This is a genomic window from Sphingobium sp. CFD-1, assembly GCF_024611115.1.
Taxonomy (GTDB): Bacteria; Pseudomonadota; Alphaproteobacteria; order Sphingomonadales; family Sphingomonadaceae; genus Sphingobium; species Sphingobium baderi_A.
On the sequence record NZ_CP084398.1, the window covers coordinates 1,378,950 to 1,401,543 of the forward strand.

General features: G+C 61.1%; 17 protein-coding genes and 1 riboswitch. Of the genes, 6 read left to right on the forward strand and 11 right to left on the reverse strand.

Annotated elements, in window-relative coordinates; translation table 11 throughout:
* Positions 1 to 71: 71 nt before the first annotated feature.
* The 4 genes from LDB26_RS07175 (at position 72) to alr (ending at position 5,356) form a co-directional block, all read left to right on the forward strand.
* A complete protein-coding gene (locus tag LDB26_RS07175; protein WP_257541396.1) occupies positions 72 to 2,069 on the forward strand; it encodes an acetyl/propionyl/methylcrotonyl-CoA carboxylase subunit alpha in 1,998 nt (665 codons plus the stop codon).
* A 133-nt stretch (positions 2,070 to 2,202) separates the two neighbouring features.
* On the forward strand, positions 2,203 to 2,574 hold the full coding sequence (locus LDB26_RS07180) for a tRNA-binding protein (RefSeq protein WP_257542007.1): 372 nt from the start codon (positions 2,203 to 2,205) through the stop codon (positions 2,572 to 2,574).
* Positions 2,575 to 2,682: 108 nt separating this feature from the next.
* Complete coding sequence (locus tag LDB26_RS07185; protein ID WP_062065386.1) at positions 2,683 to 4,269, forward strand: MFS transporter; 1,587 nt, start codon at positions 2,683 to 2,685, stop codon at positions 4,267 to 4,269.
* 40 nt (positions 4,270 to 4,309) lie between these two features.
* Complete coding sequence (alr, locus tag LDB26_RS07190; RefSeq protein WP_062065389.1) at positions 4,310 to 5,356, forward strand: alanine racemase; 1,047 nt, start codon at positions 4,310 to 4,312, stop codon at positions 5,354 to 5,356.
* 47 nt (positions 5,357 to 5,403) lie between these two features.
* On the opposite strand, the gene LDB26_RS07195 is transcribed toward alr, so the two are convergent.
* Together LDB26_RS07195 and LDB26_RS07200 are read right to left on the reverse strand one after the other, a co-directional pair.
* Positions 5,404 to 6,576, reverse strand: a complete 1,173-nt coding sequence (locus LDB26_RS07195) for an acetyl-CoA C-acetyltransferase (protein ID WP_062065392.1) — start codon at positions 6,574 to 6,576, stop codon at positions 5,404 to 5,406.
* Between the two features lie 46 nt (positions 6,577 to 6,622).
* Positions 6,623 to 7,711: an alpha/beta hydrolase gene (locus LDB26_RS07200; RefSeq protein WP_231746275.1), complete on the reverse strand. Its 1,089-nt coding sequence runs from the start codon at positions 7,709 to 7,711 to the stop codon at positions 6,623 to 6,625.
* Here LDB26_RS07200 and phaR point away from each other — a divergent pair.
* Together phaR and proS are read left to right on the forward strand one after the other, a co-directional pair.
* A complete protein-coding gene (gene phaR / locus LDB26_RS07205; protein ID WP_062065395.1) occupies positions 7,710 to 8,273 on the forward strand; it encodes a polyhydroxyalkanoate synthesis repressor PhaR in 564 nt (187 codons plus the stop codon). The genes LDB26_RS07200 and phaR overlap by 2 nt on opposite strands.
* A gap of 92 nt (positions 8,274 to 8,365) precedes the next feature.
* On the forward strand, positions 8,366 to 9,892 hold the full coding sequence (gene proS / locus LDB26_RS07210; protein ID WP_257541398.1) for a proline--tRNA ligase: 1,527 nt from the start codon (positions 8,366 to 8,368) through the stop codon (positions 9,890 to 9,892).
* Between the two features lie 58 nt (positions 9,893 to 9,950).
* On the opposite strand, the gene cbiB is transcribed toward proS, so the two are convergent.
* From cbiB to LDB26_RS07255, 9 genes are all read right to left on the reverse strand, one after another.
* Positions 9,951 to 10,889: an adenosylcobinamide-phosphate synthase CbiB gene (cbiB, locus tag LDB26_RS07215; protein WP_257541400.1), complete on the reverse strand. Its 939-nt coding sequence runs from the start codon at positions 10,887 to 10,889 to the stop codon at positions 9,951 to 9,953.
* Positions 10,882 to 11,865 carry an aminotransferase class I/II-fold pyridoxal phosphate-dependent enzyme gene (locus tag LDB26_RS07220; protein WP_257541402.1) on the reverse strand — a complete coding sequence of 328 codons (984 nt, stop codon included), beginning with the start codon at positions 11,863 to 11,865 and terminating at the stop codon, positions 10,882 to 10,884. The genes cbiB and LDB26_RS07220 overlap by 8 nt, the downstream gene beginning before the upstream one ends.
* Positions 11,862 to 12,590 carry an adenosylcobinamide-GDP ribazoletransferase gene (locus LDB26_RS07225; RefSeq protein WP_257541405.1) on the reverse strand — a complete coding sequence of 243 codons (729 nt, stop codon included), beginning with the start codon at positions 12,588 to 12,590 and terminating at the stop codon, positions 11,862 to 11,864. Before LDB26_RS07225 ends, LDB26_RS07220 begins: the two co-directional genes overlap by 4 nt.
* Positions 12,591 to 12,811: 221 nt before the next feature.
* A riboswitch (cobalamin riboswitch) is annotated at positions 12,812 to 12,999 on the reverse strand.
* A gap of 55 nt (positions 13,000 to 13,054) precedes the next feature.
* On the reverse strand, positions 13,055 to 14,002 hold the full coding sequence (locus tag LDB26_RS07230) for a formylglycine-generating enzyme family protein (protein ID WP_062065410.1): 948 nt from the start codon (positions 14,000 to 14,002) through the stop codon (positions 13,055 to 13,057).
* A complete protein-coding gene (locus tag LDB26_RS07235; RefSeq protein ID WP_062065413.1) occupies positions 13,999 to 15,642 on the reverse strand; it encodes an arylsulfatase in 1,644 nt (547 codons plus the stop codon). The genes LDB26_RS07230 and LDB26_RS07235 overlap by 4 nt, the downstream gene beginning before the upstream one ends.
* A 131-nt stretch (positions 15,643 to 15,773) precedes the next feature.
* On the reverse strand, positions 15,774 to 16,715 hold the full coding sequence (locus tag LDB26_RS07240) for a TauD/TfdA family dioxygenase (protein ID WP_257541407.1): 942 nt from the start codon (positions 16,713 to 16,715) through the stop codon (positions 15,774 to 15,776).
* A 42-nt stretch (positions 16,716 to 16,757) separates the two neighbouring features.
* A complete protein-coding gene (locus LDB26_RS07245) occupies positions 16,758 to 18,164 on the reverse strand; it encodes an MFS transporter (RefSeq protein ID WP_257541409.1) in 1,407 nt (468 codons plus the stop codon).
* An 8-nt stretch (positions 18,165 to 18,172) separates the two neighbouring features.
* Positions 18,173 to 20,623, reverse strand: a complete 2,451-nt coding sequence (locus LDB26_RS07250) for a TonB-dependent receptor (RefSeq protein WP_257541411.1) — start codon at positions 20,621 to 20,623, stop codon at positions 18,173 to 18,175.
* Between the two features lie 598 nt (positions 20,624 to 21,221).
* Complete coding sequence (locus LDB26_RS07255; protein ID WP_257542010.1) at positions 21,222 to 22,415, reverse strand: hypothetical protein; 1,194 nt, start codon at positions 22,413 to 22,415, stop codon at positions 21,222 to 21,224.
* Between the last annotated feature and the right edge of the window lie 179 nt (positions 22,416 to 22,594).

A 22,594-nucleotide genomic window follows, 5' to 3' on the forward strand; every position in this document is an offset into this window, starting at 1 on the left:
TAGCGGAGGGACGCAGTTCGATTTGTTTCAGCCCGCAAGGGCAACAGATATTGACTGGGGTAAGGATAAAGATGGCAATCACCAAGATCCTGATCGCGAACCGTGGCGAAATCGCATGTCGCGTGATCCGCACCGCGCAGAAGATGGGTATCAAGACCGTGGCGGTCTATTCCGATGCCGATGCGCGTTCACCCCATGTGTTGATGGCGGATGAGGCCGTTCATCTCGGCCCGCCGCCCGCCGCTCAGTCCTACCTGCTGGCGGACAAGATCATCGAGGCGTGCAAGGCGACGGGCGCTGACGCCGTCCACCCCGGTTACGGCTTCCTTTCGGAGCGAGAAAGCTTCCGCAAGGCGCTCGACGAAGCAGGCATCATCTTCGTTGGCCCCCCGGCCAACGCGATCGCCGCGATGGGCGACAAGATCGAATCCAAGAAGCTGGCCATGGAAGCGGGCGTCAATGTCGTTCCCGGCTATGTCGGCGTGATCGAGGATACCGAACATGCGGTGAAGATCTCTAATGAGATCGGCTATCCGGTGATGATGAAGGCATCGGCTGGCGGCGGCGGTAAGGGCATGCGCCTTGCCTATAGCGAACAGGATGTTCGCGAAGGCTTCGAGGCGACGAAGCGCGAAGGGCTGAACAGCTTTGGCGATGACCGCGTTTTCATCGAGAAGTTCATCGAAAGCCCGCGCCACATCGAAATTCAGATACTTGGCGATCAGCACGGCAACATAGTTTATCTGAACGAGCGGGAATGCTCGATCCAGCGCCGCCACCAGAAGGTGGTCGAAGAAGCGCCGTCGCCCTTCGTCAGCCCGGAAATGCGGAAGAAGATGGGTGAACAATGTGTCGCCCTGGCGCGCGCGGTCGGCTATTTCAGCGCAGGCACGGTGGAACTGATCGTGTCGGGTGCGGACAAGACGGGCGATGGCTTCTACTTCCTGGAAATGAACACCCGCCTTCAGGTTGAGCATCCCGTCACGGAAGAAATCACTGGCCTTGATCTCGTCGAACAGATGATCCGCGTCGCGAATGGCGAGAAGCTGGCTTTCACGCAGGCGGACGTGAAGATCAATGGCTGGTCGGTTGAGAATCGCGTCTATGCCGAAGATCCCTATCGTGGCTTCCTTCCCTCCACCGGCCGCCTCATCCGCTATAATCCGCCCGAAACCGGCGATGGCGTGCGCGTCGATGACGGCGTGCAGGAGGGCGGCGAAGTCAGCATGTTCTACGATCCGATGATCGCCAAGCTCATCACCTGGGCGCCGACCCGCCTTGAAGCGATCGACAAGCAGATCGCGGCGTTGGACCGCTTCGAACTCGAAGGGCCGGGCCATAATATCGACTTCCTGTCCGCCCTGATGCAGCATGAGCGGTTCCGCTCCGGCGATATCACAACGGGCTTTATCGCGCAGGAATATCCTGATGGTTTCACCGGGGCTCCAGCGTCGGAGGAACTGCTTCGCAAGCTGGCCGCCATCGGCGCTTTCGCCGCCATGGCGCAGGCCGACCGTGCGCGGCGCATCGACGGCCAACTCGGCAAGAAGCTGAAGGCGCCGACCGGATGGCAGGTGAGGATCGGGGCTGGAGAAGAAGGCACGATCCACGATGTCGTCATCATGGGCGACGATGTGACGGTCGATGGCGTATCGCTGGACATGAGCCTTGAATATACACCGGGCGATCGCCTGATCGAGGCGGAGTTCGGGGATGAGCAGCTCGCCGTGAAGATCGCGCCCGTTCGCGCCGGATTCGTGCTGACCGCGCATGGCGCGAGCCACAAGCTGCGTATCCTGCCCGTTCATGCCGCTCCCTATGCGAAGCATATGATCGAGAAGATCCCGCCGGACCTTTCGAAATATCTGATTTGCCCGATGCCGGGCCTTCTGGTTGCGCTGAATGTGCAGGAAGGCGACAAGGTTGAGATCGGCCAGCCGCTAGCAGTGATCGAGGCGATGAAGATGGAAAATATCCTGCGCGCGCAAAAGGCGGGCACAGTGAAAAGCGTGTCGGCGGCGCAGGGCGAAAGCCTGCCGGTGGATGCGATCATTCTGGAACTTGAATAACGGTTGTTCCTGCCGGGCATGGATGAAGGGTGGCCTTGTCGTCGCTCTTACCTGCCCGGCATCAATTTTCTCTGATTGGGTTCGGGACCGGAAGGTGATTGGCCTCTGGCACCTAATGATCTAATTGCAGGTCATGCATCTCTCACATGATCCTGCAGCGCCCGCTGCAGATATGATTGTCTTCGAAGATTTTCTGAAGGTGGATATTCGGATCGGCACCATTCTGTCGGCCGAACCCTTTCCCGAAGCGCGCAAGCCCGCTTATAAGCTGCTGATCGACTTTGGCCCCGCCATCGGTCACAAAAAATCCAGCGCCCAGATTACAGACAATTATGATCTGGCGGATTTGCAGGGCCGTCAGGTCGCCGCGGTGGTGAATTTTCCCCCGCGTCAAATCGGCAAATTCATGTCGGAGGTTCTGACATTGGGATTTGCTGACTCAACCGGCTCCGTAACGCTTTTCGCGCCCGACAAGAGAGTTCCCGACGGTTCTCGGCTTTTTTGACGAAAATCGATCTATTGCGGCAATGGTATCGCATGGCCTGCAATTTCGCTTGCCGTCTTGCGACGGTCGGTTATCCAATGGCCGAAAGTGGGGCAATCGGAGGGGTATATGGGCGCTGTCGGCGGCGATTATGTCATGGACGCGAAACGCGACCGGACAATCATCACGGCATCCGCACTGGGCACCATCTTCGAATGGTATGATTTCTATATTTACGGCGTTCTGGCGCCTATCATCGGCCGAACTTTTTTTCCGACTGATAACCCCACCGTCGAGTTGCTTTATTCCCTGGCCGGTTTCGCCATCGGCTTTGGCTTTCGCCCATTGGGAGCCGTCCTGTTCGGCTATTTGGGGGACCGCTTGGGCAGAAAATATACCTTTCTTGCAACGATTATCCTGATGGGCGCTGCGACGGCGGGCGTCGGATTGACGCCATCGGCCGCCACGATCGGGATTGCCGCTCCGATCATTCTCATCCTTCTCCGCATAGCGCAGGGACTGGCGCTCGGAGGAGAATATGGTGGTGCAGCCATTTATGTCGCCGAACATGCGCCTGCCGGCAAACGGGGTTTTTACACCAGCTTCATTCAGGCGGGCGTGATTGGCGGTTTCATTCTTTCGCTGGTGGTGGTGGTCGGCACGCAGTGGATCGTCGGCAAGGCGGTGTGGGACGATTGGGGATGGCGATTGCCGTTCCTGTTTTCCCTCGCCCTGCTCGGCGTTTCCATATGGATGCGGTTGAAACTGCGGGAAAGCCCGGTATTCGTCGCGATGAAGGCGGCGGGCGAACAATCCGCCAACCCGCTGAAAGAGGCGTTCACCTATCCGGGAAACCGCCGCAGGATGTTCGTGGCGATGCTCGGCATCGCGGCGGGTTTCACCGTCATCGCCTATACGGTGATGTTCCAGGTGCTCTATTTCCTCCAGAACAGTCTGCATGTCGCGCCCGGCATCGCGCAATTGCTGGTGGGGGGCAGCGCTTTTGCCGGAATGGCGGCATTTATCTTTTTCGGCTGGCTGTCCGATCGGGTGGGCCGGAAGAAACCGATCATTATCGGTTATGCGCTCACGCTCGTGCTGCTTTACCCTATCTATCAGTTCATGGGCCAGCAGGCGAACCCCGCTCTGGCGCAGGCGGCCGAACGGGCGCCGGTGGTTGTTACAGGATCGGATTGTCGCTTCGACCCCTTTGCCAAAGTCCAGCCTACCGATTGCGGCAAGCTGCTCGATCACCTTTCCAAGCGGGGCGTGCCCTATGAAAGCCGGGATGACCGGCAACTGGGTGTGACGGTGGGGGATGAACGGGCCACCGATTTGAGTCCCGCCGGATTGGACACGCTTTTCCACAACCAAGGCTACGCGTTCGACACGGTTACGCCCGGTTGGGGAAGGTCGCTGCTGATCTTCCTGCCGCTGGTCGTGCTTTGGGTCGTTAGCGGAATGACCTATGGCCCGGTGGCGGCTCTGCTGTCGGAGTATTTCCCGGCGCGCATCCGCTATAGCTCCTTTTCGATCCCCTATCATATCGGCACAGGTTATTTTGGCGGATTTCTGCCATTGGTCAGCCAATATAGCGTGGCTCGGACGGGAGACCCCTATGCGGGCTTATGGTATCCGATCGCGGTGGTCGCCGCCGCGCTGATCATCTGCCTCTTCTGGTTGCCGGAAACGCGTGGCACGAAACTCGACGCCTGAACACTCGACCCGGCAGCGCGATACGTCTATCGGCTGAGCCATGCGTTCCTTTCCCGCTCCGCTCCGCTTGCGCCTCGATAGCGATGCGCTGGTTTCGAACTGGCAATGGCTCGCAGGGCAGGGCGGCGCGGCTGCCTGCGGCGCGGCGGTCAAGGCGGATGGCTATGGGCTGGGCGCTCGGGAGGTCGTGCGCCGGCTGACGGCCGTAGGGTGCCGCGATTTCTTCGTATCGAACTGGCATGAAGCGGAGCATCTTGAGCCTCTGCTGGAACAGGGGATCAACCTGTCTGTCCTTCACGGCGTGCGCGAGGAGGATATGGCCTATGCCCTGATGTCGCGGGCCATGCCTGTATTATGCTCGCCTATCCAGATCGAACGGTGGAAAGCCGCGGGCAGGGGCGAATGTCACCTGATGGTCGATACGGGCATGAGCCGTCTGGGGGTCGATTGGCGGAGTGATGTTGCCACATTGGTGGAGGGCTTGTCGGTCGACACGCTTTTTAGCCATCTGGCTTCGGCGGATGAAGATTCGCCGCTGAACGAAAGCCAGCTTGAACGCTTCGCCGTGATCAAGAACAAGGTGGATGCCCGGCGATATAGTCTGGCCAACAGCGCCGGTATCTGCCTTGGCCGGGATTATGCTTTCGATCTGACGCGTCCGGGAATTTCCCTCTATGGCGGCATAGCGCGTGAACGGGCCGCCGGTCATATCCGTCAGGTTGCGTTCCCCCAGGCGCAGGTGCTGCAATGCCGCCGCGTTGTAGCTGGCGACACCGTTGGATATAATGCAACCTTCCGTGCGCCCGCCGATATGGACGTAGCGATATTGAACCTTGGCTATGCGGACGGATATTTGCGGGGTTTTTCCGGCTGTGGTTCCGTGACCGTCGACGGCGAAAGCCTGCCGCTCATCGGGCGGGTATCAATGGACCTGCTGGCCGTGGATGTGACCGGACAAGCGGACATCTGCGAAGGGCAATGGCTGGACATCGATTATGATCTGCCGCGTGCCGCCGCTGTGTCCGGCCTGTCGCAATATGAACTTCTGACCGGCCTCGGGAATCGCTTCGATCGAATCTGGGTATGAAAGGATGGCCGTCGATCAATGGATCAACGGCCATCCTGACAGCGGATTCAGCGTTCGATGCACATGGAAACGCCCATGCCGCCGCCGACGCACAATGTCGCCAGTCCTTTTTTGGCATCGCGCTTCTGCATTTCATAAAGCAGGGTAGTGAGCACGCGCGCGCCGGATGCTCCGATCGGATGGCCGATGGCAATGGCGCCGCCATTGACGTTCACCTTTTCCGGGTCCCAGCCCAGTTCCTGTCCCACGGCCAGGGATTGAGCGGCAAAAGCTTCATTGGCTTCGATCAGATCCAGGTCGCCCAGTGACCAGCCAGCCTTTTCCAACGCGATGCGGGTGGCGGGAGCGGGGCCTATGCCCATGATCGCCGGATCCACGCCGCAGGTGGCGAAGGAGGCGATACGTCCCAATATCGGCGCGTTGCGCTTTGCCGCTTCGGCCCCGGTCATGATGACCAGCGCGGCGGCGCCGTCATTGATGCCGCTGGCGTTGCCGGCGGTGACGGTGCCGTCCTTCTTGAAGGCGGGCCTCAACGCCTGCATGGCTGCCAGCGTGGCGCCGGTGCGGATATATTCATCGCTATCGACCACCGTATCGCCCTTGCGGCCCTTGATCGTCACAGGCACGATTTCGTCCTTGAAGCGACCAGCCGCGCGTGCAGCCTCCGCCTTGTTCTGGCTGGCAACGGCGAACTGATCCTGTGCTTCACGAGAAATCTGGAATTTTTCCGCCAGATTCTCAGCAGTCACGCCCATATGATAGTTGTGAAACGCATCGGTCAGGCCGTCCAGGATCATGGTGTCGACCAATGACAGCGCGCCCATCTTGACCCCACCGCGCAGATTTTGCGCGTGGGGCGCCATGGACATATTCTCCTGACCGCCTGCGATCATGATACGGGCGTCGCCCGCCTTGATCGCTTGTGCAGCAAGCGCCACGGAACGCAGGCCGGAACCGCAGAGCTGATTGATGCCGATAGCCGTTCGCTCAACGGGAATACCCGCATTGACGGCGGCCTGCCGGGCCGGATTTTGCCCTTGGGCCGCGGTCAGAACCTGGCCCAATATGATTTCGTCCACTTCTTCGGGCGAAAGGCCTGCCTGCGCCAAAGCGGCGACGATCGCCGTTCTGCCCAGTTCATGCGCCGGGGTGTTGGCATAAGCGCCCAGGAAGCTGCCGACGGCGGTTCGCTTGGCTGCGGTGATGACGATGTCTGACACGGTTCACATCCTCGATGCTGGAGAAATTTTCGTGCCGCCCATATCATCATCCACCATGGCCGGAAAGCCATTGGGATAAAGGATTCCAGAGGAGTTCGGGCGCTTGGCGCCCCACAATCATTCCCACATGCCCCATCTGCAGCATTTCGCTTTGGGCGAGCCGCGGCGATGCGGCTGCCGGGACGATACGGTCCGTTGCGGAACAAATGGAAAGATTGGGGCAAGTCAGGGATTCGAGCTTCACGGCCCGGTCCCGGATCATCCAGTTTCCCAATCCGCTCATATTGCCTTCATAGAATGTTTCGAAAAGGTCGCGGCCCGCGGCGAAGGTCAGGGGCGCGCCTCCGTTCGCCCAGTCTTCCACGGAGAGGAACGCGCGTTCATCGTCCGTTCCAGCGGTAATATCGGCGAACGCCGCAAATTTGCGAATGGTTCGGGCGGGATCGAGGGCCCAAAAACCAGACTGAAGAACCTCCATAGGGACATAGCCAAGGCGCTCACATGTCGTCTTCGCCCCATTCCACAGGCCGATGATCAGGTCGAGATCGGCTGCTGGAAAGCCATCGAAATGCCAGGGTGCGGCTATGGTCGCGACGGCCCGGACGGGATGCAGCATCGCAGCGCCGAGAACCAGACTGCCGCCCAGGCAATAGCCGACCAGAATGGGAGGGAGAGGAAGCGACGCCAGCATCGGTACCAGGCGTTCGGCGACATGGCTATCAAGGCCGAGCATGGAATCCCCCGCGGCGGGTGTTCCCCAATCGACCAGATAGGCGTCATGTCCTTGTGCGGCCATGTGGCGCAGCATCGATCGGCTTTCGGACAGATCGAGCACGGTCGGGGGATTGATGAGCGAAGGCACGAAAACGACTGGAGGACGCCCACTTGCCGTGCCGTAGTGCAGCAATCGGGCATTTCCTGATGCCGCAACGACGGGGGCAGCGGACGGCGGCGTGGACCTTTCTGCGGATTGATATTTTCGCAGGCCTTGAAAAGCGCGACGGCGCAATTCGGGATCATCTTCGGTTTCGCGCCATAAAATATCGAGGAAAAGTGGCAGTGGGCGGGGGCCATGTTGCGGCGCGGCATGAGCTTGTGCTAATGCGGAATGAACAGGAGTGGGAGAGATTTCCATGGCGAAGTCCAAGACGATAAACGAATCCGAACCGGTGATTATCAAGAAGTACGCGAACCGGCGGCTCTATAATACGGAAACGTCGAGCTATATCACGCTGGATCTGTTGTCGCAGATGACTCGTGAGGGGCGCGAGTTCGTAGTCGTCGATGCCAAGTCCGGCGAGGACATCACGCATAATGTCCTGACCCAGATCATCATGGAGGAGGAGCAGCGGGGCAAGAACATGCTGCCCGTCAACTTCCTGCGTCAATTGATCTCCATGTATGGCGATTCCATGCAATCCATGGTGCCGCAATATCTGGAAGCGTCCATGGAAGCGTTCCGAAAGAACCAGCAGCAATTTCAGGAAGCGATGAAAGGGGCGTTCGGCGGTGGTCCCTTTGCTGAAATCGCCAAGCGGAACATGCAGATGTTCGAAGTGGCGGCCAATGCCTTTGGCAAGGGCGGGGCGGCGCCATCGGCCAAATCTTTCCAATCCGACGAAAGCAAGGATGACGAGATCGCCGACCTCAAGGCGCAGCTTGCGGCTCTCAACGCGAAGATCGACAAGCTGAGCTAAAGTTCTGCTGCTACGCTTCGGGGGTCGACAGAAACGGCGGGCTTGCCCTATGGCGCGCCATCATTTGCACTCAGATAGCCAAGGTCGATCCCGTGAAGCACGCCCTTTCCGTTACCCGTGAACAGGATTTCGCCGCCTGGTATCAGGCGGTCGTCTCCGAAGCCGACATGGCGGAGGAAAGCGGCGTTCGCGGTTGCATGGTCATCCGTCCGTGGGGCTATGGCATCTGGGAACGCATCCAGAAGCTTCTGGATGAGCGCATCAAGGCGACGGGCCACGAAAACTGCTATTTTCCGCTCTTCATTCCGCTTTCCTATTTTGAGAAGGAAGCGGAGCATGTGGACGGTTTCGCCAAGGAAATGGCGGTCGTCACCCATCACCGTCTGATCCAGAAGGACGGTAAGATGGTGCCGGACCCCGAAGCGAAGCTGGAAGAACCGCTGGTGGTGCGTCCGACCTCCGAAACGGTGATCGGTGCGGCTTTTTCCCGCTGGGTGCAAAGCTGGCGCGATCTGCCCGTGCTCATCAACCAGTGGGCCAATGTCGTGCGCTGGGAAATGCGAACCCGCATGTTTTTGCGGACCAGCGAGTTTCTCTGGCAGGAAGGGCATACCGCCCATGCCACTGTCGAAGAAGCGATGGACGAGACGATGAAGATGCTGGAAGTCTATCGCAGCTTCGCCGAAGAGTGCGTCGCACTCCCCGTCATTGCGGGGGAAAAGCCGGAAAATGAACGTTTTCCGGGCGCGGTCGCGACCTATTCCATCGAAGCGATGATGCAGGACGGAAAAGCGCTTCAGGCCGGAACGTCGCATTTTCTGGGCACGACTTTCAGCCAGGCGCAGAACATCAAATTCCAGAATGCCGAAGGGCAGCAGGAACTGGCCCAGACGACGAGCTGGGGCATGTCCACCCGCATGATCGGCGGGCTCATCATGGTGCATGGCGATGATGACGGCCTGCGCGTGCCTCCACGGGTGGCGCCCTATCAGATCGTCGTGGTGCCGATGCTGCGCGATACGGAAGAGGATGCGGCCATTCTCGATTATTGCGCGGCTCTGGTCAGCGAACTCAACGAACAGGACGTGTTTCGTGAACCCGTCCGCGCATTGCTGGACAGGCGACCCGCCAAGGCGGCCAACAAGCGTTGGGGCTGGGTGAAGAAGGGGGCTCCGATCGTAATAGAGGTCGGTGGTCGTGACGTCGCCGGTGGAAATGTGTCGGTCTTGCGCCGCGACAGGCTTTATCGGGAAGATGGGAAGCTCGACAGCCAGATTGTTGCGAAGAACGATTTCCTCACGCAGGCGACGGCAATGCTGGAAGGCATTCAGCAGGCGCTGTTTGCCGACGCACATGCCCGATTGCACGGCAATATCGATAAAAGCATCGCTTCGCTGGAGGATCTGAAGGCCCTTTTTGCAGTCAGTTCCAAGCCAGGATGGGCATTGGTGCAATGGAGCAAGCCGACCGGCGCAGCACTTGATAAAGTCGTCGAGTGGCTGAAGGGCGAGAAGCTGACTCTGCGTAATGTGCCGATGGATGCCGAAGCGGCCGATGGCGTCTGTATCTTTACCGGCCAGCCTGCGGTGCAGCGGGTTCTGGTCGGGCGTTCCTATTAATCGGTTTTAGCTCGGCCGGTGGCGAAGAATGTGTCGCTGATTGCAAAACTGCGCGATTTTAGAAACGCCATTGGATGATGCCGGCCAAAGCCCAGAGTATCGCGCAGGCCCGCAGATAAACCTTCAGGGCATGATCGATGTCGCGAGGGGCGGCTCGCTCGTCGCCGTCGCCGATCCATGGCTTGTCATGCGAAATGCCATCATAGCTTAGCGGTCCGGCCAGTCTCAGCCCCAGTGCCCCCGCCATGGCGGCTTCGGTCCAGCCTGCATTGGGGGATGCATGTTTGCCTGCATCACGCAGCATGATCCGCCACCCGCCACCGCCAGCCATGCAAATCAGCGCGCCCGCTATTCGGGCGGGGACGAAATTCACAAGATCGTCGGTTCGCGCGGCGGCCCCGCCAAAGGCGTGCCATTTTTCTTCCTTATGACCGATCAGGCTGTCGGCGGTGTTGATCGCCTTATATGCCCAGATGCCCGGCAGGCCCCCGACAAGCAGCCAGAATAGCGGCGCCGCTATCCCGTCGCAGAAACTTTCCGACAGGCTTTCTATCGCGGCGCGGGCGATGGCCGGTTCATCCAGCGCCTGCGTGTCCCTTCCCACGATCATCGAAACCGCGCGCCGCGCCTTTTCGGCATCGCCTTTTTCAAGATAGCGGGCGACCGGGTGGACATGTTCGAACAGGCTTCGTTGCGCCAGAGCGGGCCATGCCAGAAGTGCAATGGCGAGCCAGCCGTAAGAACCAAGCCAGTGAGATGCGAGATACTCCAGCAGCAGACCGCCGCCGATCACAATGACCAGCAATATGGCCAAAGTCCCGATGCCAGCTAGGCGGCGTGCTCCATTGCTCCATTGGGGGCGGTTCCATCGGCGTTCGCACGCGCTTATGATCCGGGCGAAGATGCCGATGGGATGACCGATCCGGACATAAAGGGCGCGTGGCCAACCGAGCGCCGCATCAAGGGCAAGGGCGGCGATGGCGACCGGATCAGTCAAGGAGAAGCGCCCTTTGCAGGCGGCTCAGCGCCTCGTCCGATTCCGGCAGCCCGATCCTGAGCCAGCGCGGATTATGATCGAAGGGCCGCGTCAGGATCGCCCGCTGTGCAAGGCGCTCAAATAATGCCATCGCATCGTCCGTCGCGATCAGCGTGAAAAGAGGACATGCGCCCATCGGCCGATAGCCGCAGCCGATCAATATTTCGTCCAGCCGCAGCCTTTCGCGGCGCAGGCGATTCCGCGTTGCGGCAATCCACTCATGATCGGCATAAGCGGCCGCGCCAATGGCGATGGCTGCGGCGGAAATGGGCCACGCACCAAGCTTTCGTCGCATCTGATCGACGATGGCTTCGGGCCCTAGCAGGAACCCCAGCCGCAGGCCTGCCAGCCCAAAGAATTTGCCGAAGGATCGAAAGATCAGCAATCGACGATGGTCGGCAATGTCGGGGGCCAGACTGTGCGTCGGATCGCTGTCGGCGAAGGCTTCGTCGACGATCAGCCATCCCTCTTCCGCGCGATTGTCTGCAAGGGCGAGCAGTGCATCGCGCGTCCAGTGGCGCCCATCAGGATTGTTGGGATTGGCAAGGATGAGGACGCCGCTTTCGGGATTGGACGGCGAGGCCGAGGAAATGGTGGACGATACTGGAAACATCTCTTCATGCGTGCGGTAGGTGGGGGCGAGATATTGCGCTTCCGGGCCGAGCAGGCTGCTCACGATACGCAGGCCCGTTTCGGTTCCGGGAAGCGCGCAAAGATGTCTGGGGTCCACGCCGAAATAGAGTGCGGCGGTTCTTTCCATCTCCAGCAGGTTGGCTTCGCAAGGAAGGCGGCGCCAATCGATCTCCATATCGTCCGGAACTGGCCATGCATGGGGATTGATGCCGGTCGACAGATCGATCCATGGCTGGCGACCTTCGCCGAACCGCGCTCGCGCCGCGGCCAGGCCGCCGCCATGCCATGTCCATCGATTCTTCATGACAGTTTCGATCCCACGATCAGGGTCATCAGAAGCGCGGTTTCAATCAATTCGATGCCGGCGCCATGGCCATCGCCGGAAATACCTCCGATCTGGCGCTTGATCCAGCAACCCCAGAGCGGGATGAAGACGGCGCCGGCGAGCAGGACGGGGAAGCGAAGGGATGCCAACAGCGCCACGCTTGACCATGCGAATATATCGAACGGGCGAATGGCTCCGCGAAATCGGGATGCCAGGCCCTCGTGAAGGGGAGGCAACCAAATCGTCCAGATCAGGGGACCGATGCGGGCGATGAAGGGAATGCAGATAAGTGTCATCAAGTTAATGACGCTCGCTTGCTGTAAAAGAGCGTGGATCAGCACCAGTTTGCTCAGCAGCAAAAGGCCTATGGCGATGACGCCGAAACTGCCGATATGAGGATCGCCCAGGACCGCCAGCATCCTGTCGCGATTTCCATGCGCCGCGCCACGCGCATCGACGATGTCGGCCAGTCCATCCAGATGGAGCCCGCCCGTCACCATGGCCCACAGAAGCAATCCGGAAAGCGCCCCGATCCATGGATCGATCAGGCTGCCTGCCCAAGCGCCCAGCGCGAGGATCGAACCCAATAGCAGGCCAACTGCGGGGAACCACCGCATGGCCGATGCGAATTCATTCGGCGTGACAGCGATGTGGGGTGCGGGCAGCCTCGTCAGGAATTGCACCGCGATGATGAGGCCTTTCAAGACTGCAATCCTGCAAGTCGGGGGAGGCAGCGGCCCTGTTTCCCCTTATGTTGTGACGGGATGATGATCGGGCTTCTGGATTTCATCGTGAACCTTCCGCAGCAGAAGACGTCCCTGCGGCGGACAGGGCGGGCTTTTCGGCCACGACATGTCCGCCACCTGGCGGTCTGGACTGTCGCTACGCGGGGGTGATCCCGTTCGCCCGGCACACCCTGTCCGCACGAAGAACGACTGCGGCGGGCCGGTCTCCTGGCTTGCGGGTCAGGGCCGGATGCGCCGCCTTCTCAGAATCCTGTGATCCCAATGGCTAGTGGCGCGCGGCTATCCGCTCACAGTTGCAGGGGCAGCTGAGGTTCCTCACCTCATTCCCGTATATCCCTTTTGGGGAACCTGTCGCGCGGCGCGAAATAGGAAAGTTAGGCTCCCGCGTCAATCGAGGCTCTCGCTCGAGAACCGACCCCTTGTTATCCAGCCGGGGCGGCGCGCTTGAGATCGACCGTGCGGAAGCCCAGATGCGACGCGGCGGAAAGCTCGTCCTGCGCGTGGCGGGCAGCGGGGCGGTAGCGGGCGCAATAATTGGGCGCACACAGAAAGGAACCGCCCTTTATGACCCGAACGCGGGCGTCGGGCTGGTCGGAGTCGAAGCTGGGATTTCCCGGCGCGCCTTCACCAATCAGCACGGGTTGATGGCTCGGCAGATACCAGCTTTGCGTCCATTCCCATGCATTGCCGATCATATCCCGCAGGCCGAAACCGTTGGCCCGGTAGCATCCGACCGGCGCGAGGCCGCGATGCCCGTCGAGGCCGGTGTTGGAGGCCGGAAATTCGCCCTGCCAGCTATTGGCGGCTTCGGGGCCGGGCTGTTCCCATCCGCTTGACTGTCCGCCATTGGCCGCGCGTTCGAACTGCTCTTCGGTGGGAAGCGAGCGTCCCGCCCAGCGGGCATAGGCGATTGCATCGGCATAGGCGACCTGCACCACCGGATAGTCGTTCCGTCCGGCAAGGTCACTTCCCGGTCCTTCGGGATGCCTCCAGTCGGCGCCTTTGACAATCCGCCACCATTGCTGGGGCGCGACCGGCCGTTCGCCCGGGCCGGGCGGTTGGAAGACAATAGAATCCCCCAACCCCTCGGCGACGGTTCGATAGCCCGTTTCCAGAACGAAGCGGGCGAATTGGGCGTTGGTGACTTCGTGCCGGTCGATCCAGAAACCGGGCACGTTCGCTTCATAGGCGGGGCGTTCCTCTGGGTAGCCCCGGTCATCCCCGATCTGCGCCTTGCCCGCTGGCACCCACGCCATGTCGTCGCTCTGGGTAGCGCACTGCGTGCCATAGGCTGGCTGGTCGATGGCCGCTGTCGAAAGGGGCAGCAGCGCCAATAAGGCGGCCGGGCCAAGTCTATGCGCGATACTCATGGTTGATAGATCCGTTGATCGGGCAGGATAACGCCGACATCCTTCGCATAGGCATCCCAGGCCGCGATCAGTTGCCGTTTGCGGTCGGGATGTTCCAGCGACAGGTCATGCGTTTCACCGGGATCTTCGGCCAGATTGAACAGCCGCCACTCTCCATCGCCGATGTCGGTGATTTTCCAGTCGCCCTGCCGCAGCGCGCGCGAGCCGAACAGTTCGGTCCCGATGCTGTCGCCCGGCGCATAGACCCGGTCGGCCGTTTCGCTCAGATAGGGCACCCAGCTCTTGCCGCGTATCGGCTCCACCTGCCGTCCGGCGAAGCTGCCCTGTGGATCGGGAACATGGGCAAGGTTCAGAAAGGTGGGCACCACATCCGCGACAGAGAGGAAAGCGTTGGCGATGCCCTGGCGCTTGAACCCCTTGTAGTTGATGAACGAAACCGTGCGCGTGCCGCCTTCCGCGGCATAGGCTTTCACCAGCCAGGAGGGCGCTGTTCCCGCCTGCGCCCAGCCGGGACCGTAGCCGACATAGCTGGTCGCCGCGCCGCGATTGTCGAAGCTGTTATCGGCTCCGGCCGCCAGCTTGCCGATCCCCGCCATTTCCGTCGCGGTCAGGTCCATCCCTTCCGCGCCATTGTCCGCCAGGAACAGGATGACGGTATTGTCATACTGGCCGGTGCGTTTCAGCTCCGCGATGACCCGTCCGACATTCTGGTCCAGCCGGTCGACCATCGCCGCATAGATTTCCATATCGCGCGATGCCACGCGCTTCTGCTCGGCCGTCAGGGAATCCCATCCGCCTTTACGCAGCACAGGCTCATGCGCGGCCACTGCCGGATCTAGCAGACCCAATTCTGCTTGCCGCTTCAAGCGTTGCGCGCGCAGCACTTCGAAGCCTGCATCATAACGGCCGCGATATTTGGCGATGTCTTCCTTGGGCGCCTGCAATGGCCAGTGCGGTGCGGTGAACGCAAGATAGGCGAAGAACGGCTTTTTCCCTTCCGTGCCCTTACCGCTGGTCTTCAGTTCCTCAATGAGCTTGGTCGCGAAATAGTCGGATGAATAGAAGCCGTCGGGCAGAGCGCTCAGCACCTTGCCGTCCTGGGTATAGGTATATCCCTTGGCGGGATCGGTTGATATTCCCCGGCCGAAATGATTATGGCCGCCCTGCAACAGTGCGAAGCTGTGCTGGAAACCGCGGGCGTGCGGGTCTTGTCCCGGCGTCACGCCCAGATGCCACTTGCCTGACAACAAGGTGCGGTAGCCGTTCGCCGACAGAAGCTCGGCGAGGGAGGCCACCTGCGGCCGCAAATAGCCCTCATGGCCCGGCTGGCCCTTCTGGTTGGGTGCCAGCAACTCGGCCATCGATCCGAGACCGGCGCGATGGTTGTCGGTGCCCGACAGCAGCATGGAACGCGTCGGCGAACAGGTCGGCGCGGTATGGAAACCGGTCAGCCGCAGCCCGGACGTCGCGATCGCATCCAGGTTCGGCGTCGCTATCTCACCCCCGAATGCTCCGATGTCGGAATAGCCGAGGTCATCGGCGACTATGACGAGGAAATTGGGCCGGCTGGAATTTTCCGCGGCGGCGGGTTGCGTCGCGACGATGGCGGCCAGCGCGGCGAGCAAGAGGCGAACGGACATGCGCTCTCCATTACAAAGGGTGGACCATTACAACGGGTGGACCATTGGAAAAAAGGCGGGCCGCGCCAGATGATGGGAGCGCGGCCCAGTGTATGGCCGGAGGGAGATACTATCCGGCGATGAGGAGGATCTTATTCGGCCGGCACCAGTTCGGGCTGCTGCTCCTTTTTCGTGGTGCGGCTGCGGTTGCCGTCGATCGCCACCGGCACGTCGCCGTTCACGGTAGCGCGGCGCAGGTGCCGGCGCTGGACGCCGAAGTCGGCGATGGCGCGGTGCTGGGTGGCGCGATTGTCCCAGATGGCGACGTCGCCCGCGCGCCAGCGCCAGCGTACCGTGTTCTCCGGCTTGGTGATGTGGTCTTGAAGGATGGAGAACAGCCGCTGCGAATCCGCGCTGTTGAGGCCGGCGAACTGCTTGACGAAATGGCCGAGCAGCAAGGTGCGCTCGCCCGATACCGGATGGACGCGAACGACCGGGTGCTCGGTTTCATAAACGGTCGAAGCGAAAACCTTGCTATATTCCTCCTGCCGCTGCTGGTCCTTGGCGCTCAGCGCATGGGCATAGTCATATTTGTTCGAATGAACCGCCCACAGACCGTCCACCAGCGTCTTGAGCGCTTCGGGCAAATCTTCATAAGCGGTGGCGGTGTTGGCCCACAGCGTATCGCCGCCAGCTTCGGGCACATGAAGCGCGCGGAGGATCGACGCCTTGGGATAGGCATCGACGAAGGTCACGTCCGTATGCCAGCTCGAGGCGGCATAGCCTTCCTTGGAATCCAGTTCGAGCAGATAGCGTGAACCTTCGGCCACCGGCACGGTGGGATGTGCGACCGGATCACCCAGCAGCGCGGCGAATTCTTCATGTCGTTGATCGGTGAGCGCGTCCTGATCGCGGAAGAAAATGACTTTGTGGCGAACCAGCGCGGCTTCGACGGCGGCGACGGTGGCCGGATCGAGGTCACCGGACAGGGCGATGCCCCTGACTTCAGCACCGATCCGGCCCGCCACGGGCACGATGTCAAGCGGGCTTGCCGCATCGGCGGCGTTGATGAAATTGTTGATATGGGCAGTCATGTCACAATCCTCCTTCGGTCTTGGTCTCTTGGCATTCGGGGGTCATTCGGCGGGCGCCATGGCTTTGTCGCGTTCATCGAGCGCGCGTCGAATTCGGCTGTGCTCGGCCTCGTCCAGAGAAAAGCCCCGGATGAGCCAGGCGGAAATCAGGTGGGCGGCGGCGGGGCCGAGCGCGAACACGTAGAGCAGGCCCCGCAGCGCGCTGGCGCTGTTGTCCGTGCCTGTCGGGTCGAAGCCCAGCCAACCGACGAGCGGCAGGGCGATGCCGATGGCGGCGGCGGTGCCCGCTTTTTCGGACAGGCTGAAGGCCGAGAAGAACAGCGCGGCGCGATCGACGCCCGTTTTCAGGCGGTGCTGATCGGCCACGTCGGCAACCATCGACCGCAGCATCAGATTGCCCGATCCCTGGGCCAGACCCTGCACGATGGTGAGCGTTAGCAGGAGCGGAAGGTCGCCCGGCCGCACCAGCAGCAGGCCGATATTGACCGCCGCCTGCACCAGTTCTCCGGCGATGGCCGCGCGATGCTTGCCGATGCGGAAGCCGATCTTCATCCAGATCGGACCGGCTGCGATGCCGAACACGAACTGGAGAAGGAACAGGCCGCTCGCCCAATGGGGCAGGCCCATGTAGATCGCGACGAAGAACACGAAGAGGGCGCCGCGCACACTCTGGCCCGCGCGCACCGCGAAATCGGAGGCAAGTACGCGCAGCAGCAGCTTCTCGCTCGCCAACACTTCCAGCGTGCGGAGCAGGGACTGGCGGGGTGCCCGCTGCGTTTCGTCGGGAATTTGCCTCTCGCCAAAGGCGCGGAAGGTGAGGGGGAGCGCCAGCAGCAGGCTGATCAGGATGACCGTGCCCATGGCCGCTAGCTTCAGGCCACCGTCCAGGGGCCGGAACTGATCGACGATGGTCGGCAGGACGAGCACCAGCAGCAGGGCCGCGGAGCCGTTGACGGCCTGAAATGTCACGACGCGGGTTCGTTCGTGATAGGCGCGGGAAATCTCGCCCGACCAGGCGAGATAGGGAATCTGAATCATCGACGCGCCGAGGTAGAAGGCGAACAGGGCGGCCGCGAGATAGGCCGGAGCGATCGGGCTGGCGGGGAAGAACAGCGCAACCGCCGCAATCGCATAGATAGCGGCGCCAGCGGCGATCCAGGGCCGTCGCCGGCCGAACCGGCTGCGGGTGCGATCGCTCAGTGTTCCGATCAGGGGATCGGCAACCGCGCCCCAGATCCGCTCCGCCAGGAAGATCGCGCCTATGACGCCCAGCGAAAGCCCGAAATTTTGTGCATAGATCGCTGGCAGATAGACGGCGAGCGGCATCTGCGCGGCATAGATCGGCACCGCGAGCGACGCGAAACCGGCCAGCCGCCAACTGTCGAGCCCGCCCCCGGCCTTTTGCCGGGGGCTGTCGGATAAAGAGGAACGGGGCAGGACGGTCGCCATGGTTCACCTCATAATTTCGTGCGGACGGTGACGCCGATCGTGCGCGGATCGCCGATCGTGCCGGTGACAAGACCAAAGGCGCCGGGGGACAGGGCTTGGAAATAATCCTTGTCGGTAAGGTTTCGCGCCCAGAGCGATATGTCCCAGAGGCCATCATCGACGCGCAGGCCGATGCGCGCGTTCAACAGGCCATAGCCGGGGACGTCGGCATAGCGGCTGTCGGTCGACGATGTGTTGAAGCCCGACCGATGAGAGAAGTCGGCATGGCCGTAAATCTCGACGCCCCTGCCTTCCCATTCGGTGAGCGGCCGGGAGAGGTCGAGGCCCAGCGTATAAGTGAATTTGGGAACGCCGCCGAGTTGCACCCCGGTCAGATCCTGGGTCGGCCCGGACGTGGGATCGCCGGGGGTCACGACGGGGTTGTTCTCCTGCTTGTTGGGCGCGTTGGCGTAGCCGCGATAGGTGGCCTCCACATAGGAACCTGCGGCCGAAAAGCTGATCCACTTGGCGGGCGCGTAGCTGAGGTCGGCTTCGACGCCCCGCGAGCGCACCTTGGGGATGTTGGAGATATATTGAATGACAGGCCCGGACGCCGGGATCACGGTGATGGCGGTCTGATAATCACTGACCTCGGTCCAGAAACCCGCCGCGTTGATGGTCAGGCTGCGATCGAGGAATTGGCTTTTTAGGCCGATCTCGAAATTGTCGACCTTTTCCGGCTTCACCTCAGCCGTGGCGCCCGGTGGCAGGGTTGTAAGGTTCAGGCCGCCCGACTTGTTGCCCCGCGAGTAGGAGCCATAGAGCATCACATCGTCCGTAATCTTCCAGCTCAGCGTTGCGAGGCCCGAAACACTGTTGTCAGTCAGGTTGACGGAATAGTTGGTGACGGGGTTGAATCGGGTGCGAAGGGCGCGGGCAGCTGCCGCCTGAGCATCGGTCAGCCCGGAAAGATCGTCTCCGGCATACCAATATTGATCATATTCTCCGTCCTTCTTTTCGTAGGTATAGCGCAGACCGCCGGTAAGGCTCAGCCGGTCGCTGATATTCCAGTTCGCCTGCCCGAACAGCGCATAGCTTTTGGTTCGCGGCGTTGAGGTCGAGCGCGCCTCGAACCCGTTCAGGGCCGCTTCGGCGATAACCGGATCGGTGGCGCCCGCCACGCCGGGCGGCGGGAAGTTCCAGTTGGCGGCCGCCGATCCGTAGGCCGACGCGCCATAGCCCCGGACGATCTGCCAGAAATAATAGGCGCCCACGACCCAGTCGATCGTGTTCTTGCCTGTCGAGGCGAGGCGGATTTCCTGGCTGAACTGGCGCTGGCGGTTCGCCTGCTGCGCCTTGGTTATAACCGGCAGGCTGGTGGAATCGCCGTCATTGGCCGGGTCCCAGTCCCACCAGCGATAGGCAGTGATGGATGTCAGCGCGACCGGGCCCAGGTCCCAATCGATCTGGCCCGACACGCCATAACCCTTCATGAAGGCCTGATAATGCCCATCGGAATCGCCGCGTCGGGCAAAGGGATCGGCAGGCAGCGGCGTATAGCCAGCCCGGGCCGCGCGTTGCAGGAAATTGTTGGGAACGGCCACGCCGCTGTCATAGGATGAGAAATAGGCGACCGGGATGTTGAGCGCAAAATGCTGCTTCTGGTGCGAATAGTCTCCGATGATCTTGATGGAGAGGTCTTCGGACGGTGTGACCAGCAATTGGCCCCGGACCGAGAAATTATCGTAATCCTGCGCTTTGGACCCATCATAAATATTGGTGAGGAAGCCGTCGCGATGCGTGTCGGCGACACTGAGGCGAAAAGCGACTTTGTCCGCTATGATCGGCGCGGAAACTGACCCCTTGACCTGATGATAGCCATAGGTGCCCAGCGTTGCCTCGCCGAAAAATTCGGGATCGAAGGTCGGAGCCTTTGTCGTGATATTGATCGCGCCGGCGGTGGTGTTCTTGCCGAACAGTGTGCCCTGCGGTCCCCGCAGCACTTCGATCTGCGCCAGATCGACCAGATCGAACTGCGATTGGCCGGGCCGCCCGTAATAGACATTGTCGACATAGAAGCCGACGCCATTTTCGAGGCCGTCATTGGTAAGCGCGACGTTCGAACCAAGGCCTCGTATGTTCACATTGGTATTGCGCGGGTTGAAGCTGAACACCTGAAGGCTGGGCACTAGCTGCTGGACTTGACCGAGCGTGAAATTACCCGTGTTCGCCAGGGTTTCGCTGCTGACGACACTCAGCGCGATAGGCACATCCTGTGCGTCTTCGTCACGATGGCGGGCGGTCACGACGATCTCTCCAGCGGCATCGGCGGCAAGCGCATCGACGAGGGCCGGGGCGTTATCGGCGGCCGATTCAGCCCATGCGGGCGCTGCGACGAGCAAGCCCGCAAAGGCCGCGCCCGTTAGCAGTACTTGCCGGACCGCGACGGAATTTCCCTTTGTTTTAGTATGTTGGATCACTGTTTTTCCCTGAGATTTTGTCATGTTATGGGCACGCCGAAAACCGCCGCCGCAGCTCGGTCAAAAAGCGCGGAGCAAGGACAAGCCGTCCGGCGATCGGCCGGGTGCCGTTGGGCATGAGAAAGACTTCGCTCAGCGCCGCGGCGCCTTGCGATTATTCATGCGGACATGGTGCGCCCTGCGTCGCGGTCAGGCCGTGACGTGGAATGGCTTGTTTTGAGGAACAGGCGGCGGCCTTTCGGGGCCGTGCGCCATGCTTCCGTTAACCGCTACGCCCGCCTGTCGGCGTGGCTGCGTTTCCCATGTGATTTAAGAGTTTGTGCATCGTCATTTCCCCAACTGGAACGGGGGGAACACGATCCCTGGCGTGGTCGCCTTAGCATCGTGCGCTTTAGCCGTTGTTGACGCGGAGCAAGCTGCATCCCTTCAAAAGCCGCGGGCCGATGCTCGGCGAACCGGATCGCGGCGGCCAACCGCGTCCTCATGAGCTATCTCTACTTATGACATAGAGATTAAACGGGTCAATCCAACTTTTGCTATGTCGTGTCCAATTTGCGCTTGTCCGTGAAGAAGCGCCGCATTCCGGTGGGAGAGACAGTTACCGATCCTCATCAAGGCCAAGGAACGCCCCGACGATCTCGGCTCCTCTCACGCAAGCGCCCTGCCAGTCGCCGAACGCCTCCTTAACGGCAGCCTTCTGGCTCTCGATCTGCTCCGTCTGCCCGGCAACCGCCCGATCCACCGCAGAAATCACATCTGCCACATGGTTCGTCACCGCGCCAAGTCGCCATCCCGCATAGCGGGGATCGTCGGCCCAATCGATCTGATGGCTGTTGAGGAAGGCGGCGGGCCGCGGCTTGTAAAGGAACTCGTATAGCTGGCTGGATACATCGCCCAGATAGATGTTGGAGGCTTGCACATAGCTCATATCGACCATGTTACGGGAATGGAGGTCGACGATGATCCGGCCGGGAACGGCCAGCGCTTTCCAATCCGCGATTTCCCGCGCCGACAGTTGTTCGCTGATGCGGATATGAGGCGCCACGATCAGATTATATCTGTCCTGTCGGGCAAATATCTCGATCACTTCGCGGGCATCATGCCAGGAGGAAATCCGCGGATCGAAATGTGGGTTGTAAAGCACGATTGGGCGTTGATCGGGGAACAGGCGAGACCGTTCCCTTCCACGCAACTGCGCGAGGTAATCGAGCTTCACATAGCCGCATTGCCGCAGGCGCTCCGGCTCTATGTTTTGCTGCCTGATCGCGCGATCGATATCCTTCTCGCCGGGCACGACGATAAGGTCGAAGCTCTTCAGTCGATGCTCGGAACGGGGCGCCCGGTCCCCTGCGCCATGCCGGAAATGAATGAGGGGGGTGTCGGCCATTCCCATTTTGCGAAGGTGGGTGGAGGTCCGTTCGGGAACGACAATGGCGCGAACATCGCGATGGCGCCGTGCAATCCCGAACAGCAACGGCAATTTCTCGATGGAGGGCCGGTGCAGCCAGCGGCCTATCGCTCCGCTCCATCGGGGCGGCGACGATGCTGCAATCGCCATCGACCAGGCTCGCATCGAACGGCGCACCTCTGCCAGCATCTCACCTGTTTCCTGATCGCGATAGAGGCAAGTGACCTGTACGTCGGGATAGAGCCGCGCCATGGCCGCCGCGACTGGCGCGAGATGGAGAGGCTGATGCATTCCCCCGATGAAGAGGAAGAGAATTTCCCCATGGCGGGCGGGGGCCGGCTCAAAGCGATCATCGCCGGAATCATATGAAAAGACATGCTTCATGTTCACGTATCGCACCGCCGCCCAGTGCTATGGCAGCATGGTCACCTCCTGTTTCTGAGGTGCTTACGGATGCGCGGACGCAAAAATTCCGGGGCCTGGAAAAAATTCCACCTGCCCGGCGAGCGCTGCCGCCGAAAAGAGGTTTTGAAGGCTGCATCCACCAAACGGACTTCGAGTCA

Excerpts from the sequence above, each read along its gene's own strand:
- LDB26_RS07175 (WP_257541396.1), top strand. The coding sequence starts at position 72 with ATGGCAATCACCAAGATCCTGATCGCGAACCGTGGCGAAATCGCATGT.
- LDB26_RS07180 (WP_257542007.1), top strand. The coding sequence starts at position 2,203 with ATGCATCTCTCACATGATCCTGCAGCGCCCGCTGCAGATATGATTGTC.
- LDB26_RS07185 (WP_062065386.1), top strand. The coding sequence starts at position 2,683 with ATGGGCGCTGTCGGCGGCGATTATGTCATGGACGCGAAACGCGACCGG.
- alr (WP_062065389.1), top strand. The coding sequence starts at position 4,310 with ATGCGTTCCTTTCCCGCTCCGCTCCGCTTGCGCCTCGATAGCGATGCG.
- phaR (WP_062065395.1), top strand. The coding sequence starts at position 7,710 with ATGGCGAAGTCCAAGACGATAAACGAATCCGAACCGGTGATTATCAAG.
- LDB26_RS07200 (WP_231746275.1), bottom strand. The coding sequence starts at position 7,711 with ATGGAAATCTCTCCCACTCCTGTTCATTCCGCATTAGCACAAGCTCAT.
- LDB26_RS07220 (WP_257541402.1), bottom strand. The coding sequence starts at position 11,865 with ATGAAGAATCGATGGACATGGCATGGCGGCGGCCTGGCCGCGGCGCGA.
- LDB26_RS07230 (WP_062065410.1), bottom strand. The coding sequence starts at position 14,002 with ATGAGTATCGCGCATAGACTTGGCCCGGCCGCCTTATTGGCGCTGCTG.
- LDB26_RS07235 (WP_062065413.1), bottom strand. The coding sequence starts at position 15,642 with ATGTCCGTTCGCCTCTTGCTCGCCGCGCTGGCCGCCATCGTCGCGACG.
- LDB26_RS07240 (WP_257541407.1), bottom strand. The coding sequence starts at position 16,715 with ATGACTGCCCATATCAACAATTTCATCAACGCCGCCGATGCGGCAAGC.
- LDB26_RS07245 (WP_257541409.1), bottom strand. The coding sequence starts at position 18,164 with ATGGCGACCGTCCTGCCCCGTTCCTCTTTATCCGACAGCCCCCGGCAA.
- LDB26_RS07255 (WP_257542010.1), bottom strand. The coding sequence starts at position 22,415 with ATGAAGCATGTCTTTTCATATGATTCCGGCGATGATCGCTTTGAGCCG.